This is a genomic window from Micromonospora narathiwatensis (assembly GCF_900089605.1).
Classification (GTDB): domain Bacteria; phylum Actinomycetota; class Actinomycetes; order Mycobacteriales; family Micromonosporaceae; genus Micromonospora; species Micromonospora narathiwatensis.
Map to the genome: position 1 here is coordinate 5,480,225 of NZ_LT594324.1, position 18,781 is coordinate 5,499,005.

Sequence of the window (18,781 nt, forward strand, 5' to 3'; positions counted from 1 at the left end):
GAGCCCCACCGTACCGGGCGTCGCTGCGAGGTGGAATCCCGGTGTCAATCGACGTGGAACGCCGAAGACCCGCCCGGTCGCACCGGGCGGGTCTTCGGACTGGAGGAGGTGAGAAAGGTACGGGAGCGTCAGCCAAGGTGACGCTGGGCGATGGCGAGAAGCTCCTGCCGGACCGCGGGCGAGTTGGCGGAACGCAGCGCGTGCTCGATGGCGCGGGCACGGCGGTTGGCGTCGCGGCGGTTGCGGATTCGCTCGATCATGCTCATCTGGGTCTCTCCTCCTGGTTATTCGGTTGTCAGCCCCTTGATGTCTCTATTGAACCGCATAGTGCGGCCAACTTCCATCGATTATTAGGTGAGCTGAACCACGGACCTAAGGATCGTAGGTCGCCGCCCTTGTCGAGCCGATGATTTGTCTCCCAACGGCAACGGCCGGTGTGCCGGGAGTTCACCCCTGGCACACCGGCCGTCGCCGGTGTCGTGGACCGTCAGGTCCAGGCGAGCAACGCCGCCTCCGGATCGGCCAGGAAGTCCCCGATGTCGCGGAGGAACTTCGAGCCGAGTTCACCGTCGATGATCCGGTGGTCGAAGGAGAGGCCCAGCGTGGTGACCAGGCGCGGCTTGACCTTGCCCTTGTGCACCCACGGCAGCTCCCGTACCGCGCCGAAGGCCAGGATCGCGGACTCGCCCGGGGGCAGGATCGGCGTACCGGTGTCGACGCCGAAGACGCCGACGTTGGTGATGGTCAGCGTCCCGCCGGACATGTCGGCCGGCGAGGTCTTGCCGGCCTTGGCGGTCTGCACCAGCTCGGTCATCGCGTCCGCCAGCTCACGCAGCGAGAGCCGGCCGGCGTCCTTGATGTTCGGCACGATCAGGCCGCGCTCGGTGGCCGCCGCGATGCCCAGGTTGACGTACTCCTTGACCACGATCTCGTCGCCGGCCCAGGTCGAGTTGACCATCGGGTGGCGCTTGACCGCCAGCAGCACCGCCTTGGCGACCAGCAGCAGCGGGGAGACGCGTACGTCCCGCCACTCGCGCCGCTCGCGGAGCCGGTCCAGGGCCTTCATCGCCCGGGTCACGTCGACGGTCAGGAACTCCGTCACGTGCGGGGCGGTGAACGCCGAGCGGGACATGTTCTCGGCGGTGAGCTTGCGTACCCCCTTGACCGGGATGCGCTGCTCGCGGTCGGCGCCGAAGCTCGCGGCCGTCGTGGTCGGGGCCGCGACCGTCAGCGGCTCGGTCCCCGCCGGGGCCGAGGCGGCCCGCTGTACGTCCTCCCGGGTGATCGAGCCCAGCGGGCCCGAGCCGGTCAGCGCGGTCAGGTCGACGCCGAGGTCCTTGGCGAGCTTACGGACCGGCGGCTTGGCCAGCACGAGCCCACCGGACCGGCCGGTGCCGTTCACCGCCGGCGCGGGCGCCACGGGGGCGACCGGCGTGGGCGCGGCCTGGACCGGCGCGGCCTGGACCGGGGTGGCCGGGGTGGCCTTGGCCTGCGCCGGGGCGTCGCCCTTGCGCGGGCGACGCTTGGCCGCCGTGGTCCGCGGACCGTAACCGACCAGCACGGCGGTACGCCCACCCGGGGCGGGACCGCCGATCAGGCCCGGTTCGACCATGCCCTCCTCGGGGGCGACCTCGACGGCGGCCAGCGAGGCCGCCGACGGGGTGGGCAGGCTTGCCGGCTCCTCGATCGGCCCGGCGCCCGGGTCGGTGTCGATCGCGATGATCGGGGTGCCGACCTCGACGGTGGTGCCCTCCGGGTGGAAGATCGCCTGTACCTGGCCGGCCCACTTCGCCGGGATCTCGACCGCCGCCTTGGCGGTCTCCACCTCGACGATCGGCTGGTTCAGCTCGATGACGTCGCCCACCTTGACCAGCCAGGCGAGGATCTCGCCCTCGGTCAGGCCCTCGCCCAGGTCGGGGAGGTTGAACTCCTTGATCCGTGACATTCCGCTCACCAGCCGAAGGTGCGGTCGACGGCGTCGAGCACCCGGTCGAGGTCGGGCAGGTACTCCTCCTCGACCCGGGCGGCCGGGTACGGGGTGTCGTAGCCGGTGACCCGCAGCACCGGGGACTCCAGGGAGTAGAAGCACTCCTCGGTGATCCGGGCCGCGATCTCGGAACCGAGGCCCAGGTTGCCCGGAGCCTCGTGGACGACCACGCAGCGGCCGGTGCGCCGCACCGACTCGTACGCGGCGGACAGGTCCAGCGGGGAGAGCGTGCGCAGGTCGATGACCTCCAGCTCCCGGCCGTCCTCGGCGGCGGCGGTGGCCGCGTCCAGGGCGGTCCGCACCATCGGCCCGTACGCCAGCACGGTGGCGTCGGTGCCCGGCCGGGCGACCCGGGCCGAGTGCAGCGGGTACGCCTCGGACAGCGGGGCGTCCAGCTCGACCGGGCCCTTCTCCCAGTAGCGCCGCTTGGGCTCCAGGAACACGATCGGGTCGTCCGAGGCGATGGCCTGCTGGATCATCGAGTACGCGTCCTGCGAGTTCGCGCAGGTCACCACCTTCAGACCGGCGGTGTGCGCGAAGTACGCCTCCGGCGACTCCGAGTGGTGCTCGACCGCGCCGATGCCGCCGCCGTACGGGATCCGGATGACCATCGGGATCCGCACCTTGCCCTGCGAGCGGTAGTGCAGCTTCGCCACCTGCGACACGATCTGGTCGTACGCCGGGTAGACGAAGCCGTCGAACTGGATCTCGCAGACCGGCCGGAAGCCGCGGATGGCCAGGCCGACCGCGGTGCCGATGATGCCGGACTCGGCGAGCGGGGTGTCGATCACCCGCTGGTCGCCGAAGTCCTTCTGGAGGCCGTCGGTGATCCGGAACACGCCGCCGAGCTTGCCGACGTCCTCGCCCATGATGACGACCTTCGGGTCGTTCTCCATGGCCTTGCGCAGACCGGTGTTGAGGGCCTTGCCGAGGGTGAGGGTCTCCGTGGCCATCAGTGCGCGCTCCCCTCGAACGAAGCCAGGTACTTGCTGAACTGCTGCCGCTGCTCGTCGAGCTCGGGCGACCCGTTCGGGTAGACGTGGTCGAACATGGTCACCGGCTCCGGGTCGGGCATGGCGAGCACCCGCTCGCGCAGGTGCACGGACTCGGTGCGGGCCTGCTCGTCGACCTCGGTGAAGAACGACTCGTCGGCGATCTGCTGCTTGGTCAGGAACGCCTTCATCCGGGCGATCGGGTCCTTGGCCTGCCAGGCCTCGACCTCGCTGGCGATCCGGTAGCGGGTGGGGTCGTCGGAGGTGGTGTGCGCCCCCATCCGGTACGTGTACGCCTCGATCAGGCTCGGCCCCTGGCCGTGCCGCGCGTTGTCCAGCGCGTGCCGGGTCACCGCGTACGACGCGAGCACGTCGTTGCCGTCCACCCGGACGCCGGGGAAGCCGAAGCCGGCCGCCCGCTTGTACAGCGGGACGCGGGTCTGCCGCTCCAGCGGCTCCGAGATGGCGTACTGGTTGTTCTGGCAGAAGAACACCAGCGGGGCGTTGAAGACGCTGGCCCAGACGAACGACTCGTTGACGTCGCCCTGGCTGGTGGCGCCGTCACCGAAGAAGGCGATCACCGCCTCGCCGTCGTCGCCGCCGGTCTTGCCGTCCATGGCGACGCCCATGGCGTACCCGGCCGCGTGCAGGGTCTGCGCCCCGATGACGATCGTGTACATGTTGAACTTGAACTCGTTCGGGTCCCAACCGCCCTGGTCGACCCCGCGGAACAGGCCGAGCGGCATGATCGGGTCGATGCCCCGGCAGTAGAGGACGCCGTGCTCCCGGTAGGTCGGGAAGGCCATGTCCTGCGTACGCAGTGCCCGGCCGGCGCCGACCTGCGCCGCCTCCTGGCCCAGCAGACTGGCCCAGAGGCCCAGCTCGCCCTGGCGTTGCAGGGCGGTCGCCTCGGCGTCGAGCTTGCGGACCAGCACGAGGTCGCGGTAGAGCCCGCGGTACTCCTCGTCGGTGAAGTCGACGCGGTACTCGGTCCCGTCCGGGCCGAGCGCGCTTTCGATCCGCTCGCCCTCGGGCGTGAGCAGCTGTACGAGTTCCGGCTCGCCTGCTACGGCGGCACGCTTGGAACGGGGTGCGGCCCGCCGGCCGCGGGTGGTGACCCCGGGGTCGCCCTTTGCCATCCGTCTCTCCCTGTCTGGTCTGCGCCGGTGTCGGGGGTGACCCGTGCCGGCGCACATCATGCGCCGCCCGGCTCGAGCCGGGCTGGTTTCCTGGCGGCCGCGCCTAGCCCCGGTGAGGGTTGCCGCGCGGCGTGAGCCGGGTGCATGGAGCGACCCGGCCCGGGAGCGCCGGCGCCGTTCCGCACCAGCCGCAGGATGCGCGGAGGTGGCGGCTGCGTTGCCGTCGTGCCTGAATGATTGCAGAGGAGGTGAGGGGTCCCACAGTATGGCCTCCCCTGCCCGTGAGGTTCCGTCTGGTTCGCGACGGATGGAGGTTTTGTCGCTTGAGCCGGGCCGCGGACGACGCACAACCGGTGTGTCGACACGCTGTGGCGCCTGGTGAACTGAGGGTCACTGGGGCAAGCTGGCTGCTGTCGGTTCTGTCCTAGTTCGGGCCGAATATCTGGGGCGGTGGCCTGCCCCTGTCGACGTATGAGGAGTGAGTGCCGGTGTCCGAGCCAGCGGGAGATCCCGGTGCGCCCTTCCTCGGCCGCCACCGGACGGCACCGCAGGATGGCTACCGCCGGGTGATCGGGGCGCACCGCGCGCCCGGCCTGGGCGGCCCGAGCCGTGGCTACCTCTTCACCGTCGCACTGCTCGCCGGTACCGCGTCCATGCCGATCCTGGCCGCGATCAGCACCGGGTCGGCCACCGTGGGCAACAGCGCCCTGCCGGACAACAGCACCCCGTTCATTCCGACTCCCTCGGTCGGCCCGGTGGTGGTTCCCCTGCCCGACGGGACCCAACCCCCGCTCCCGCCCGGCCGGACCCCCGGCGCCACGGGCGTGCCCCGGCCCGTGCCGGTGCTGGCGCCGGCCGCCCCGGCGCTGCCCGACGACCGCGACCTCGGCGCGCACCAGGGAACCCGGCCGGCCGTGCCGGCGCACACCCCCGGCCCCGTCCGCGCCACACCCACCGCCTCGCCGCGCCCGCCACGGGTCCCCCCGCCGTCGCCGTCGCCGTCCGCCTCCGAACCGGCCACGCCGGATCCGTCACCGAGCCCCACGGGCGAGCCGACCAGCACCCTTTCCGGGCCGACGGGCGATCCTCCGACCACCGCCGGCCCGGAACCGACGCCGACCGACTCCGCCGGCTCCCCGTCGTCGACCAGCGCGCCGGAGGACCCGCCCGAGTCGACCGCCGGCCCCCGCCGGCCCGACCCTCTGGTGAGCCGGCTCAGGCCGGGTCGTCGGTGAGGCGGTGCCGGTTGGCCTCGATCCAGGCGTCCAGCGCGGCCGGGTCGTCCGGATCGACGCCGTCGGCCATCAGCTGGGCGACCGCTGCCGTAGCCGGGCTGCGCCGCTCGCCGGTGCTGTAGAGCCGGGCGAACTCGGGGACCATCTCCTCGATCGCCTCGTCCGTGCGGCGGGCCGCCGCGGCCGGCAGCCCCCGCTGGCGGGCCGCGTACGCAGCCCAGCCGCGCAGCACCCGGGGCAGCAGCGCGGCGTCGTCCATGTCCAGCACGGCCCGACGGTGCACCCAGTCGAGCAGGAACAGCTCGGCGACCGTCGGGCTCCAGCGCATCGGGTCGGCGTCCGGGAAGCTCGCCGAGTGGTCGAGCAGCAGGCCCAGGCAGAAGTGCAGCGACGCCAGTTCCGCGTCGGCCACCGCGTCCAGGGCGAACCGGGCGGCCTCCGGCGAGCCGAGGAAGGCCCGGACCAACCGGGTCCGCTCCTCGTCGGTGGGCGGTGGAACCTCCCGCGCCCCGGCGGCGACAGCTAGACCGGGCAGGGCGGCCAGCCGCGCGCCGACCAGCACCCGGTCGGTGGCCAACGAGCCCTGGGCGGGCAGCTCGCCGAGGTCGTCGGTGACCCCCAGGTGGCGGGTCACCTCCGTGTGCATCCGGGCCGGGTCCTCGGTGCGGAACCAGGTGAACTCGTCCTCGGTGCAGATCTCCCGGGCCTGCTCGACGATCCGCCCGGCCGGTCCGCCGACGAAGACGTCCTTGGTGATGCCGATGTTGTGGTCGACCAGGGCCACCACGGCATGCTCCGGCCCGCCCTCGGCGTCGTCGTAGGCGAACGTGGCCAGGTACGACGTCTGATCGCCGTAGACGTCCCCGTACGCCCAGGCGCCGGTGAGGTGCACCCGCCCGAGCTGCCCGGCCCAGGCCGGGGCGTACGCGCCGGGGCGGACCCGGGCGGCGCCCTCGGCGTCCGGGACCAGCGCGGCGAAGACGGCGCGGATGGTGGTGGCGGCGGCGCTGCGCCGGCGCGACGTGGCGGCGAGGAACCCGGCGACGAACTCGCGGACGGCGGTCTCCCGGTCGGTCTCCGCGACGGCGTAGACACTGCCGAGCAGCGCGGCGCCGAGCATCTCCGCGTCGAGGGCGGAGTCGAGCCTCGTCACGTCGCGAGCGGCGTGCAGCACCGCCTCGTAAGGGGTCTGTGGCGTGGCCATGCCCCGACCCTACGCCGCTCGGCCGGTCCGGGCACTGCTCAGCACGCCGGGCTCAGCGCCGGGCGGCCTCCCGCAGCGTCTCCCGGGCCTCCGCGTACCGGGCCAGCACCGCCCAGACCGGATCCAGCACGTACTTCTCGCCGACGCTGCCCACCGAGAGCGTCAGCCGGCGTTCGGCCCGCTGCCGGGCGCGTCGCGCCGCCCACCCGATCACCGGCCGGGCCAGCGCCGCGACCAGCAGCCCGGCGAGCAGACCGCCGAGGAGCAGCACGGTCGGCCAGGGCACCTCGCCGAGCCGTGGGTACACCAGCGCGGGCAGACCGAGCGCTCGCAGCACGTAGCCGAGCACCAGCCACCCCAGCCCGGCCGCCGCGGTGACGGTGACCAGCCACTGGAGGGCGCCGACCACGCGCCACCAGGCCGGTCGCCGTGCCATGCCCAGGTCGGTGGCGGCCACCGCGTGGTCCAGCGCGTCCGGCAGGTCGGCCAGCCGGGACCGGGCCGCGGCGGTCACCGCGGCCGGCCAGGGGGCCGGCAGGTCGGCGGCGCAGCGGTCGGCAACCGCGCGGATGGCCAGGTTGAGCGCCGAGCGCTGCGCGGCGGTGGGATCGGGTACGGAGGTCGCCGCGACCAGGCTCTCCGCCGGCGCGTCGGCGCCCCCGGCGGGCAGGTGCAGCCGGCGCAGCGGGTCCGGCCGGAGCCGCCGCCAGCCGCGTACCAGCGGCCAGCCCGTCGTCCCGCCGGCCCGATGCCGGTACGCGGCCTCCACCGCCTCGGCCACGGTCGGCGCCCCGGCCGCCCCGGCCAGTGCCGCGGTGAGTTCCCGCGCCGTGGCGTCACCCGGGCCGGTACGGGACGCCACCGGCCCGACCAGCGGCTCCAGCCCGGCCACCACGGTGTCCACGTCGCCGGCCAGCCGGCGCAGCGCGGCCTGCCGTTCGGCGACCGTACGCTCCAACTCCGGGCGGAGCCTGTCCAGCCCGGCCGGGTCCACCGCGACCGTGGGCAGCAGCGGCACCCCGGTCAGACCGTCGGCGTCGAGCAGCCGGCGCAGGTCGTCGAGGACCCGGGGCAGCTCGGCCGGGGGCAGCCGGTCGGCCTGGTTGAGCACCACCACCGTCACGTCCCGGTGCCGGTGGAACTCGCGCAGGTAGCTGGTGTGGATCACACGGTCGGCGTACTTCTGCGGGTCGACCACCCAGACCACCAGGTCGACCAGACCGAGCAGCCGATCCACCTCCAGTTGGTGGCCGCGCTGCACCGAGTCGAAGTCGGGCAGGTCCAGCAGGACCAGGCCGTGCAGTGCCGCCTCGTCGTCGCCGTCGAGGGCGCTCTCCCGGACGAACCGGTGCCGGGGCAGCACCCCGAGCCAGTCGAGCAGCCGGGACGCCCCGTCCAGCGGCCCCCACACACAGGCGTGCGCCACCCCGGTCGTCGGCCGGCGTACGCCGACCGGCGAGAGGTCCAGCCGGGCCAGGGCGTTGAACAGGCTCGACTTGCCGCTGCCGGTCGCCCCGGCCAGGGCGACCACGGTGTGGTGCCCGGAGAGGGCGAGCCGGGTGCTGGCCCGCTCGACCACGGTGTGCGCGGCGACCAGTTGGGCGTCGGGCACCTGACCGTCCACCGCCCCGAGGAAGCGCTGGAGCGCCCCCAGCCGCGCGATCAGCGCGTCGGGGTCGACCCGCTGCTCGCCCCGGAACGCCTCCCGCATCCGACCGGCGATGCTGCTCACCGGCGGCCCCCGTCCTGTGGCGCGCTCACCGGGTGCCACCCGGGTTGACGGCCGGCAGCACCGGCCCGCCGGTCCGGGTCAGGCCACTGCGGTGCCGGGCCTTCTCCACCTCGCCGGCGGCCCGGCGCAGGGCGGCGCCGGTCTCGGCGGCCGGCCGGGCCGCCTCGGTACGGGCGAGGAACCGGCCGGCCTCCTCGGCCAGCAGCGCGCCGATCTGATCGAGCAGGTCTCGCCGGGCCTTGGTCGCCAGATTCCGGACCGCCTGGTCGCCGAAGATCGCCTGGAGGACGGCCTGCCCGGCGACCGCGGTGCCGGCGCCGGTGGCGACCTCCAACCCGGTCGGGATGAAGGCGGTGGAGGCGAAGACCGCGACCATGACGGCCAACCCGGTCGCGTTGACCGCGTACGCGGCCGTACGGGCCACGAAGCGGCGGTCGCCCCCCTCGGCCTGGACCAGTTCCAGCACCCCCCGCTGCCAGTCGCGGACCAGCCGCTCGGCGCGCCCGGGCAGGCCGTCCGAGGCGTGGGCGAGCCCCGGTTCGAGCAGCTCCGTGCCGGCCGGGTGCGCCTTCCACCCGGTGTACGCGGTCTCCGCCGCCTCGGCGGCCACCCCGCGCAACAGCGTCACGAGCTGGGACTCGATCGCCGTACGCAGCTCGGCGGCGGGAGCCGGACGCCCGGTGACCGCGGCGACCACCCGGTCGCGCAGCCGGCCGATCCGCGCCTCCAGCGTGCGGAAGAACTCGCCGGTGCCGACGAACTCCTGCCAGCGGGCCAGCACCTCGCCGCGGAGCAGCCGGCCGTCCTTGAGCCCCTGGTCGACGGTCCGCTCCGCCGCCCGGTACGCCGCCCGTACCCGTTCGTCCAGCGCGTCGGCGGCGGTGACCTGCTCGTCGGCCGCCTCGGCCAGCTCCACCACGGCGGGATGCAGGGCGGCCAGCGCGCCGTCCAGCGTCTGCCGGACCACGGCGGACCGGGCCTCGGCGTCCGCGGCGAGCCGGGCGAACCAGGAACTGAGTGGGGCGGTGACCCGCTCGGGCAGCAGCCCCTGCCCGTCGACCCAGGTCTCCGGCAGTACGAAGAGTGGCGCTGCGGCCAGGTCCTGGGCGGCGAGCATCTCCGACAGGTGGGCGGCGACCTCGTCGGCCGCCTCCGGGGGCACCCGGTCCAGGACCATGGCGATCACGGTGCCCCGGGCGCGGGCGCCGCGCAGTAGCTCCCAGGGGACGGCGTCGGCGTACCGGGCGGCGGTGGTGACGAAGAGCCAGAGGTCGGCGGCGGCCAGCAGCTGCCCGGCGAGCGCCCGGTTGGCGTCGACCACCGAGTCGATGTCGGGCGCGTCGAGGAAGGCCAGCCCGGCCGGCAGCGCGGGGGCGGTGACCAGGTGCAGGGTGCCCGGGTCCTCGGTCGGCTCGTTGGTCCGGGTCAGGCCGGGCAGCAGGTCGCCCTGGCGGAACCAGGCGGCGTCGGCCGGGTTGCAGACCAGCACCGGCGAACGGGTGGTGGGGCGCAGCACCCCGGCGGCGCTCACCCGCGCCTGGACCAGGCTGTTTACCAGGGTCGACTTGCCCGCGCCGGTCGAGCCGCCGACGACCACCAGCAGTGGGGCGTCGAGGCGGGCGAGCCGGGGCAGCAGGTAGTCGTCGAGCTGGTGGGAGAGGCCGGCGGCGGCGTGTCGGGCCGGTTCCGCCGAGGGCAGGACCAGCGGGAACCGGGCCGCCTCGATCGCGGCCCGCAGGCCGGCGAGCGCGTTGGGCAGATCCTCCGCGTGTCTGGCGGGCGGGTCGTCCCCCGTGGCGGGGCCGGTGCGGGCTGCGACGGCGGGCGCGCCGGAACGGGTGGCGGAATCGCCATGCGTCGTCACGGCTAAAGCGTGCCCGACCGACGCAAGGTAAGACAACCAGACGGTAAGAACGATCAGGTTGCGTCGGGTCGACTCAACCTCGACTTGCGGTTTGCCGGCGGCGTGGCACTATTGAGTCAAGTTCACTCAACTTGTGGTGCGGTCGCTGCGGGCGACCCGCCGGGGCAGGCCCCTTGACCTGCTCACCCGTTACGAAGCGAGGAAGCGAACATGGCACGTGCGGTCGGCATCGACCTCGGCACGACGAACTCCTGCGTCAGCGTTCTCGAGGGCGGTGAGCCCACCGTCATCGCCAACGCTGAGGGCTCCCGGACGACCCCCTCGATCGTCGCGTTCGCCCGCAACGGCGAGGTGCTCGTCGGTGAGGTCGCCAAGCGCCAGGCGGTGACCAACCCCGACCGGACCATCCGCTCGGTCAAGCGGGAGATCGGCACCAACTGGACCGTCGACATCGACGGCAAGAAGTACACCCCGCAGGAGATCTCGGCCCGGACGCTGATGAAGCTCAAGCGGGACGCCGAGGCGTACCTGGGCGAGCAGATCACCGACGCGGTGATCACCGTCCCCGCCTACTTCAACGACGGCCAGCGTCAGGCCACCAAGGAGGCCGGTGAGATCGCCGGCTTCAACGTGCTGCGGATCGTCAACGAGCCGACCGCGGCCGCCCTGGCCTACGGCCTCGACAAGGGTTCCAAGGAGCAGACCGTCCTGGTCTTCGACCTGGGTGGCGGCACCTTCGACGTGTCGCTGCTGGAGTTGGCCGAGGGCGTCATCGAGGTCAAGTCGACCAGCGGTGACAACCACCTCGGCGGTGACGACTGGGACCAGCGGATCATCGACCACCTGGTGAAGACCTTCCGTGGCGAGCACGGCATCGACCTGTCCCAGGACAAGATGGCCATGCAGCGGCTCAAGGAGGCGGCCGAGAAGGCCAAGATCGAGCTGTCCGCCGCCGCCACCACCAACATCAACCTGCCGTACATCACCGCCGGTTCGGCGGGGCCGCTGCACCTCGACGTGACCCTGACCCGCGCCGAGTTCCAGCGCATGACGCAGGACCTGCTGGACCGCTGCAAGGGCCCGTTCGAGCAGGCCGTGAAGGACGCCGGGATCAAGGTCGCGGACGTCGAGCACGTCATCCTGGTCGGCGGCTCGACCCGGATGCCGGCCGTGACCGACCTGGTCAAGCAGCTCACCGGCAGGGACCCCAACAAGGGCGTGAACCCGGACGAGGTCGTGGCCGTCGGCGCCGCCCTGCAGGCCGGTGTGCTCAAGGGCGAGGTGAAGGACGTCCTGCTGCTCGACGTGACCCCGCTGAGCCTGGGCATCGAGACCAAGGGCGGCATCTTCACCAAGCTCATCGAGCGCAACACCACCATCCCGACCAAGCGCTCCGAGGTCTTCACCACGGCCGACGACAACCAGCCGTCGGTGCTGATCCAGGTCTTCCAGGGCGAGCGGGAGATCGCGGCCTACAACAAGAAGCTCGGCACCTTCGAGCTGACCGGCCTTCCGCCGGCGCCGCGCGGCGTTCCGCAGATCGAGGTCACCTTCGACATCGACGCCAACGGCATCGTCAACGTGCACGCCAAGGACCTGGGCACCGGCAAGGAACAGAAGATGACGATCACCGGCGGCTCCTCGCTGCCGAAGGACGACATCGAGCGGATGCGCCGGGACGCCGAGGAGCACGCCGAGGAGGACAAGCGCCGGCGCGACGACGCGGAGACCCGCAACGTGGCCGAGGCGCTCCAGTGGCAGACCGAGAAGTTCCTCGCCGAGAGCGGCGACAAGCTGCCCAGCGAGAACCGCGACCAGCTCAACGAGGCCCTCGGCGAGCTGCGTAGCGCGCTCGGTGGCCAGGACATCGACAAGATCAAGGCCGCGCACGAGAAGCTGGCGCAGGTCTCCCAGCAGGCCGGCTCGCTGCTTTACGCGCAGCAGGGCGAGCAGGCTCCGGGGGCGACCGGGCCGGGCGCGGGTGAGACCGGTGGCAAGCCGGCCGGCGGCGCCGACGACGTGGTCGACGCGGAGATCGTGGACGAGGACAAGAAGTGACGTTCGGTCCCGGACACGTTCGCACGGCAGGGGATGAGGTAACCGCATGACGGAGAAGCCACGAGCCGCTGACCCGGCAGCCACCGGGTCGGCGCCGGGTGGCTCCGCGAAGGCTGGGCAGGACGCCGGCGAGGAGCCGCGGGTCGTCATCCGTGACAAGCGCAAGATCGGCAAGGCCGGCGAGCGGAGCGGGGCCGCCGCGGCGGCAGCCGACGCCGCCGCCGACGCGCCGGCCGAGGGGCTGGTCGAGGAGACCGAGGTCGTCGTCGACGAGATCGAGACCGAGGCCCCGGTCTCCGGCCCGCCCGTGGTCGACGCGCCGGCCGAGCCGACCGAGGAGGCGGTTGAGCCGGAGGCGCCGCTCGGCGTCGAACTGGAGGCGGTACGGGCCGAGTTGGACGAGCGGACCCGCGACCTCCAGCGGGTGACGGCCGAGTACGCCAACTACCGCAAGCGGGTCGACCGGGACCGCAACCTGGTCCAGGAGCAGGCGATCGGCAGCGTGCTCACCGCGCTGCTGCCGATCCTCGACGACCTGGACCGGGCCCGGGAGCACGGCGACCTGGTGGGCGGGTTCGGCTCGGTGGCCGAGCAGCTCACCACCGCGCTGGGCAAGTTCGGGCTGACCGCGTTCGGTGAGCAGGGCGACCCGTTCGACCCCACTCTGCACGAGGCGGTGGCCCACCAGACCTCCGCCGATGTCACCGAACCGACCTGCGTGCAGGTCATGCGCCGCGGCTACCAGCTCGGCGAGCGGCTGCTGCGGCCGGCAATGGTCGCGGTCGCCGACCCGCAGTAGTGCCGACCCGTGCCGTCCCGCCCGCCCGCACCGGGCGGGCGGGACGACCGGGGTACGTCCCGTGGAAGGGGGTGGACGGATGAGTTCCAAGGACTGGGTCGAGAAGGACTACTACGCCGTGCTGGGCGTGGAGAAGTCCGCCTCCTCGGACGAGATCAAGAAGTCGTACCGGAAACTGGCCCGGGAGTCGCACCCCGACCACAACCCAGGTGACCCGAAGGCGGAGGAGCGGTTCAAGGCCGTCTCCGAGGCGTACGCGGTGGTCGGCGACGAGAGGAAGCGCCGCGAGTACGACGAGATGCGTTCCCTGTTCGGCTCGGGCGCGTTCCGCCGCAACGCTCGCGGTGGCGCCCAGCCGGGCGGTGCGCCGTTCGACGTCTCCGACCTGTTCGGCGGCGCGGCCGGCGGCGAGGCCCGGTTCGGCGGTGGCGGTCTGGGCGACCTGTTCGGCTCGATCTTCACCGGCGGGGGTGCCGGCGGCGCGGCCCGCGCCCGCGGTCCGGCCCGCGGCCGGGACGTCGAGACCGAGGTGGCGCTCGACTTCACCGACGCCGTACGCGGGGTGACCCTCCCGCTGACGCTGCGCTCCGCCGGGGTCTGCGAGACCTGCCACGGCACCGGAGCCAAGCCCGGCACCCAGCCGAAGGCGTGTCCGGTCTGCCACGGTGCCGGGGTGACCACCCGCAACCAGGGGTCGTTCAGCTTCTCCGAGCCGTGCCGCAACTGCCAGGGCGTCGGCACGGTCGTCGAGGAGAAGTGCCCGGAGTGCCATGGCAGCGGCGGGGTCACCAAGACCCGTACCCTGAACGTCCGCTTCCCCGCCGGGGTGGCCGACGGCCAGCGCATCCGGCTGGCCGGCCGGGGTGAGCCCGGCGAGCGTGGCGGGCCGGCGGGCGACCTGTTCGTGCAGGTGAAGGTCCGCCCGGACGAGCTGTTCGGGCGCGCCGGGGACGATCTCACCCTGACCGTGCCGATCACCTTCGCGGAGGCGGTGCTCGGCACCGACCTGCGGGTGCCGACCCTGGACGGCACGGTGACCCTCCGGGTGCCGCCGGGTACGCCGAGCGGTCGGGTGCTGCGGGCCCGGGGCAAGGGCGTCGTACGCAAGGACGGCCGGGCCGGTGATCTGCTGGTCACCCTTGACGTGGTGGTCCCGGCGAAGGTGTCGGACGAGGCGCGGGCGGCGCTGGAGGCGTTCACGGAGCAGACTCCGCCCGCCGCGCGGGAACATCTCGACGCTCGGGTGCGTCGGTTCAGTTGACCGGGTGAAAGGCAGCGGAGGTGAGCGGGGATGTCGGACGAGTTCGTCGGCTCGGGTGACCCGGCCTACGAGGCCAAGGTCCTGATGATCTCGGTGGCGGCGCGGATGGCGGGAATGCACCCGCAGACCCTGCGCCAGTACGACCGGCTGGGCCTGGTGCAGGCCGGCCGGGCGTCCGGCGGGGGGCGCCGCTACAGCGTGCGGGACGTGGTGCTGCTCCGCGAGGTGCAGCGACTGAGTCAGGACGACGGGATCAACCTGGCCGGAGTCAAGCGGATCATTGGCCTGGAGCGGCTGCTGGAGGAGGCCCAGCAGCGGGTGGCCCGGCTGGAAGCGGAGTTGGACGCCGCCTACCGCCGGATCGCCGAGCTGGAGTCGCTCGGCGGCTTCCCGCGCGGCGACCTCGTACCCACCAACCGCACCTCGACGGCGCTGGTGGTCTGGCGCCCCCGCCGCACCGGCGAACGCTGACCCGTTCCCGCTATCCCCGTACCGCTCCCAGGCCGGGGCGTGCCCGTTAGGGCACGCCCCGGCCTGGCTGCGGGGGCGGCCTGTGCGGAATGGGGGGTGAAGGGTGGGGTGGTTGGCTAATCTGTGAATCAGGCCCAAGCGGCTCAATCCGGACGGACTTTGGCGGGGGGAGCCGTGGCGGAATCGGCGAAAAAGGTGGCGCAGACGGCAGAGGACCGGCTTGAGGAAGTGGCCAAGAACGTCCGCGAGCGATTTGCCCGGATCACCGACACCACCTTCACCGACAGGATCAGGGACGGGCTCTTTCTCGACCAGGTGGACCACGGCATCGACCGGGCCAGGGCCGACGAACGGCGCCGAAAGCAGGGCGGATCGCCGAGCTGACGATCCGTCGGCGTGCGGGCCGGGACCCACGGGGGGTCCCGGCCCGTTCGCCGTCGTAGGGGTGCTGGCCGGGACGCGGTGATCCGCGCGGGAGTCCCGGCCCGTTCGCCGTCGCAAGGGACGTGGGAGCTAGAGTCGGCGGTTCTCTCGGACCAGGCCGCCCTCGCACCAGTCGCGATAGACGAAGAGGTCCGGGCGGGCGAGCAGCACCCGGCTGTTGTGCGCCCAGTTGCGCATCAGCTCGTCGCCGGCCCGCTCGGCCTGCTCGACCAGCTTGCGGAATCGGCGCTTCGGGTGGGCCCGGAAGTTCGTCCGGATGCCGTCGGCGGCGTAGATGTAGAGGCAGTGCAGGGCGAATCGGCGGGCCGGGCAGGCCGCGTCCATGGCCAGCTCGAAGAGCGTCCCCACCAGGTGGTCACCGGAGACCAGCAGATCCCAGTCCGGGGGCATGGAGGTCAACGGTACGGAGTTCGGCTGATAGGCCCACGTGCGCAGCTCGGCCGGCGACGGATCGACCGGGTTGGCGAAGCCGCGGAACGTCTCCTCCTGCACGCTCACCGGCCAACCTTCCGTCGCCGCTGGCGGGGGCACCGGACCACCCGCGGAACCTGGCTGCTGGGGCGACACGGTAACGCGGTTCCGCGTACCGGCGGTAGACCTTCCCGGAACCAATTCGGCAACCGTTGGCCGGGCCAGGTCGACCATTAGGCCGACCTGGCCCGACGGACTCAGTCGGCGGCCGGCACCGGCGCGGGCGGCCGGGCGGCGGTACGCCGACGCAACCAGCCCTTGAACCAGGGTGTGTCGGGCAGCCGGGCCAGCAGCGGGCCGGCCACCACGGTGATGAGCACGTACGCCGTGGCGAGCGCCGCCAGCTTGGGCTCCACCGGTTGCGCGGCGGCGACGGCGAGCCCGGCGATGACGATGGAGAACTCGCCGCGCGGGGTGAGCGCGAAACCGGCACGCCATCGACCGGGTTCGGCGATTCCGGCCCGCCGGGCGGCCAGATAACCGGTGAGCAACTTCGTTCCCATGGTCACCACGGCCAGCGCCAGTGCCGGAAGCAGTACCGGGGGCATGTCCATCGGGTTGGTGACCAGCCCGAAGAACACGAAGAAGACCGCCGCGAAGAGATCCCGTAGTGGCGACAGCAGTTCGGTGGCGTGGTGCGCCACCGGCCCGGAGAGGGCGATGCCGACCAGGAACGCCCCGACCGCCGCGGAGACCTGGAGCTTGGCCGCGACACCGGCGACCAGCAGGGTCAGGCCGAGCACCCCGAGCAGTAGCGCCTCCGGGTCCTTCGCGGAGAGCGCCGTCGAGATCAGGTGGCCGTACCGGATGGCGACGAACAGCACGGCGATCACGGTGAGCACCGCGACGGCGAGCGCCATGCCGCCCTTGATCAGGCCGATCCCGGCGAGCAGCGCGGTGAGCAGCGGCAGGTAGAGGGCCATCGCCAGGTCTTCGATCACCAGGACCGAGAGGATCACCGGGGTCTCCCGGTTACCGACCCGGCCGAGGTCGCCGAGCACCTTGGCGATCACTCCGGACGAGGAGACCCAGGTGACGCCGGCGAGCACCACGGCGGCCAGCCAGCCCCAGCCGAGTATCAGTGCGAAGGCGAAGCCGGGCAGCGCGTTGAGCACCGCGTCGATCAGGCCGGCCGGGGCCGCCGAGCGGAGGTTCCCCACCAGTTCGCCGGCGCTGTATTCCAGGCCGAGCATGACCAGCAGCAGGATCACGCCGATCTCCGCGCCGACGGCGAAGAACTCCTCACTGGCGTTGAGCGGCAGCAGGCCGCCCTGACCGAAGGCCAGGCCGGCGATCAGATAGAGGGGGATGGGCGAGACGCCGAAGCGGCGGCTGAGCCGGCCGAGCAGGCCGAGCAGGAGCAGCAGCGCGCCGACCTCGACGAGCAGAGTTGTGGTTTCGTGCATCCGCGCCTCAGCCGTCCGGGTCGGCTTCGGCAAGGATTGCGCTGACCCCGTCGAGACCCTGCCGGGTTCCGACCACGACCACCACGTCACCTGCGGCGAAGCGGAAGGTGGGGTCGGGCGAGACGTTCACCTCGCCCTGGCGCAGCACGGCGACGATGGATGCGCCGGTGCGGGTACGTGCCTGGGTGTCGCCCAGTTGCCGGTTGACGTACTTGGTGCCGGCCGGGATGGCGATCTGCTCGGTGAGCAGCCCGGCGGCCTGCTCGCGCAGCCCGGAGAGCTGGCTGAGCATCAGGGACGCGCCGAGGATGTCGGCGAGCGCCTCCGCCTCGTCGTCGGTCAGTGGTATGTCGGCCTGGCAGGAGTCTGGATCGTCCGGATCGTAGAGAACCAGGTCACGACGGCCGTTGCGGTGGGAGACCACGCCGAGCCGGCGGCCGGATTCCGTCACCAGATCGTGACGCATGCCGATCCCCGGTAAGGCAGTCTGTTCAACACGTACTCGCACGCGGGCGAGGCTACCCTGCGTTGGAGGTGTGGTGAACCGGCGACCGGGCTGCGTGGTGGCACTGTTGCTGATGGTGCCGGTTCTGGCGGCCTGTTCGATCGGGGACGTCCGGCGTCCGCCGCCGGACCGGACCTCCGCGTCGCCCGGGCCGGTCGTCACCGCGTCGGCCCGGCCGCCGGTCGCCGACGTCCACGAGGCCCGCCTCGTCCGGGTCGCCGTACCCGACCGGTACGACCCGCCGTTCATCGAGTTCGTCGACGCCGAGCAGGCGTACGCCCTCTTCGCCACCTGCGACGGCCGGCCACCCGGCCGGGACTGCCCGGCGCTGCTCTTCGCCACCCAGGACGGCGGCCGGTCCTGGAAGCCGTTGCGGCACCCCCGGTCGGTCGCCGAGGACCAGCAGCTCTACGCCCCGAAGGGGCTGCTCGTGCTGGCCGCCGAACCGTTCGGCTGGTACGCCTCGACCGACGACGGCGTCACCTTCACCCACTACCCGGGAGTCGCGCGGCCGCCGGTGCTGGTCGGTGCCGACGGCCGGTTCCAGCTGACCCAGGACAGTGGCCGGGTGGCCCGCTGGGACGGTCGCCGGCTGCGCCCGTTGCCGGCCCAGCCCGACCTGCCGACCGTGAACACGGTGCGCGAGGCCGGGGACCTGCTGGTGGCGGCCGGCGCGACCGACGGACGGCCGTACGCCGCGCTCTCGACGGACCAGGGGCGGACCTGGCAGCGGAGCCCGGTGCCGGCACCCGACGGCGAGGTGGGGGTGCTGCGGGTGATGCCGGCGCCCGGCGGCGAGGTCTGGCTGATCGGGGAGCGCCCGGACCGGACGGGCTTTCCGGCGCTCTGGCAGTACCGGGGCAACTGGGAGCTGGTGCGGGCCGCCGGCCACCCGGACGAGATGCGCTCGGCGGCCCCGGTGGGCGACGGGCGGGTGGCGGTGACCGGACCGGACGGCGTGGGCGTGGTGGTGGACGGCAGGTACGAGCGGGTGAACTGGCCGGTCGGCCCCGAGCACTATCTCTATCTGCTCGACGACGGGACCCTCGTGGCCCGGGCACCGGACGAGATCGTGCTCGCCGTCGGCCCGGTCGGCGCCCGCCGGTGGATCAGGGTGGCCCTGGTCGGCGACTGACGGCCCCCGGCGGCTGGGGTGTCGCGCTCGTCCCGGGCGCCGCCGATGAAGTGATCCAGCTCACACCGTTGGAGTTGA

General features: G+C 73.0%; 17 protein-coding genes. 7 read left to right on the plus strand and 10 right to left on the minus strand.

Going from position 1 to position 18,781, the window contains the following annotated elements; translation table 11 throughout:
• Positions 1-128: 128 nt before the first annotated feature.
• The 4 genes from GA0070621_RS30160 to pdhA all read right to left on the minus strand — a co-directional run bounded on the left by GA0070621_RS30160 (position 129) and on the right by pdhA (position 4,118).
• Positions 129-266 carry a hypothetical protein gene (locus GA0070621_RS30160; protein WP_167667266.1) on the minus strand — a complete coding sequence of 46 codons (138 nt, stop codon included), beginning with the start codon at positions 264-266 and terminating at the stop codon, positions 129-131.
• A 221-nt stretch (positions 267-487) separates the two neighbouring features.
• Positions 488-1,945 carry a dihydrolipoamide acetyltransferase family protein gene (locus tag GA0070621_RS24035; protein WP_091200003.1) on the minus strand — a complete coding sequence of 486 codons (1,458 nt, stop codon included), beginning with the start codon at positions 1,943-1,945 and terminating at the stop codon, positions 488-490.
• Positions 1,946-1,950: 5 nt separating this feature from the next.
• Positions 1,951-2,940 carry an alpha-ketoacid dehydrogenase subunit beta gene (locus GA0070621_RS24040; protein ID WP_091200005.1) on the minus strand — a complete coding sequence of 330 codons (990 nt, stop codon included), beginning with the start codon at positions 2,938-2,940 and terminating at the stop codon, positions 1,951-1,953.
• Positions 2,940-4,118, minus strand: coding sequence for a pyruvate dehydrogenase (acetyl-transferring) E1 component subunit alpha (pdhA, locus tag GA0070621_RS24045; RefSeq protein WP_091200007.1), 1,179 nt, complete (start codon positions 4,116-4,118; stop codon positions 2,940-2,942). Before pdhA ends, GA0070621_RS24040 begins: the two co-directional genes overlap by 1 nt.
• A 488-nt stretch (positions 4,119-4,606) precedes the next feature.
• On the opposite strand from pdhA, the gene GA0070621_RS24050 reads away from it, so the two are divergent.
• Positions 4,607-5,353, plus strand: a complete 747-nt coding sequence (locus GA0070621_RS24050; protein ID WP_157740037.1) for a hypothetical protein — start codon at positions 4,607-4,609, stop codon at positions 5,351-5,353.
• Here the strand turns inward: GA0070621_RS24050 and GA0070621_RS24055 are convergent.
• Genes GA0070621_RS24055 through GA0070621_RS24065 form a run of 3 tightly spaced genes read right to left on the minus strand, consistent with a single transcriptional unit; the run spans position 5,334 to position 10,153 of the window.
• Positions 5,334-6,557: a hypothetical protein gene (locus GA0070621_RS24055; protein WP_091200011.1), complete on the minus strand. Its 1,224-nt coding sequence runs from the start codon at positions 6,555-6,557 to the stop codon at positions 5,334-5,336. The genes GA0070621_RS24050 and GA0070621_RS24055 overlap by 20 nt on opposite strands.
• A 52-nt stretch (positions 6,558-6,609) precedes the next feature.
• On the minus strand, positions 6,610-8,268 hold the full coding sequence (locus tag GA0070621_RS24060) for a GTPase (protein ID WP_091202793.1): 1,659 nt from the start codon (positions 8,266-8,268) through the stop codon (positions 6,610-6,612).
• A 46-nt stretch (positions 8,269-8,314) separates the two neighbouring features.
• Entirely contained in the window at positions 8,315-10,153 is a 1,839-nt protein-coding gene (locus tag GA0070621_RS24065; protein WP_091200013.1) for a GTPase family protein, read from the minus strand.
• A gap of 210 nt (positions 10,154-10,363) precedes the next feature.
• On the opposite strand from GA0070621_RS24065, the gene dnaK reads away from it, so the two are divergent.
• The 5 genes from dnaK to GA0070621_RS24090 all read left to right on the plus strand — a co-directional run bounded on the left by dnaK (position 10,364) and on the right by GA0070621_RS24090 (position 15,126).
• Positions 10,364-12,211 carry a molecular chaperone DnaK gene (gene dnaK, locus GA0070621_RS24070; protein ID WP_091200015.1) on the plus strand — a complete coding sequence of 616 codons (1,848 nt, stop codon included), beginning with the start codon at positions 10,364-10,366 and terminating at the stop codon, positions 12,209-12,211.
• 46 nt (positions 12,212-12,257) lie between these two features.
• Positions 12,258-13,010, plus strand: a complete 753-nt coding sequence (grpE, locus tag GA0070621_RS24075) for a nucleotide exchange factor GrpE (RefSeq protein WP_091200017.1) — start codon at positions 12,258-12,260, stop codon at positions 13,008-13,010.
• A gap of 79 nt (positions 13,011-13,089) precedes the next feature.
• Complete coding sequence (gene dnaJ, locus GA0070621_RS24080; protein ID WP_091200019.1) at positions 13,090-14,271, plus strand: molecular chaperone DnaJ; 1,182 nt, start codon at positions 13,090-13,092, stop codon at positions 14,269-14,271.
• A 30-nt stretch (positions 14,272-14,301) separates the two neighbouring features.
• Positions 14,302-14,742 (plus strand): heat shock protein transcriptional repressor HspR, encoded by a 441-nt coding sequence (locus tag GA0070621_RS24085; RefSeq protein WP_091200022.1) that lies wholly within the window; start codon positions 14,302-14,304, stop codon positions 14,740-14,742.
• A 174-nt stretch (positions 14,743-14,916) separates the two neighbouring features.
• Positions 14,917-15,126, plus strand: coding sequence for a hypothetical protein (locus tag GA0070621_RS24090; protein WP_091200024.1), 210 nt, complete (start codon positions 14,917-14,919; stop codon positions 15,124-15,126).
• Between the two features lie 129 nt (positions 15,127-15,255).
• Here the strand turns inward: GA0070621_RS24090 and GA0070621_RS24095 are convergent, their stop codons facing one another.
• From GA0070621_RS24095 to GA0070621_RS24105, 3 genes are all read right to left on the minus strand, one after another.
• Positions 15,256-15,684 (minus strand): hypothetical protein, encoded by a 429-nt coding sequence (locus GA0070621_RS24095; RefSeq protein WP_091200026.1) that lies wholly within the window; start codon positions 15,682-15,684, stop codon positions 15,256-15,258.
• A gap of 170 nt (positions 15,685-15,854) precedes the next feature.
• Positions 15,855-17,063: a cation:proton antiporter gene (locus GA0070621_RS24100; protein ID WP_091200028.1), complete on the minus strand. Its 1,209-nt coding sequence runs from the start codon at positions 17,061-17,063 to the stop codon at positions 15,855-15,857.
• Between the two features lie 7 nt (positions 17,064-17,070).
• Positions 17,071-17,571, minus strand: coding sequence for a cation:proton antiporter regulatory subunit (locus GA0070621_RS24105; protein WP_091202795.1), 501 nt, complete (start codon positions 17,569-17,571; stop codon positions 17,071-17,073).
• 31 nt (positions 17,572-17,602) lie between these two features.
• On the opposite strand from GA0070621_RS24105, the gene GA0070621_RS24110 reads away from it, so the two are divergent.
• The gene (locus GA0070621_RS24110; protein ID WP_157740038.1) at positions 17,603-18,703 is read left to right on the plus strand and encodes a beta propeller repeat protein; all 1,101 of its coding nucleotides are present in this window, start codon (positions 17,603-17,605) and stop codon (positions 18,701-18,703) included.
• Positions 18,704-18,781 lie beyond the last annotated feature (78 nt).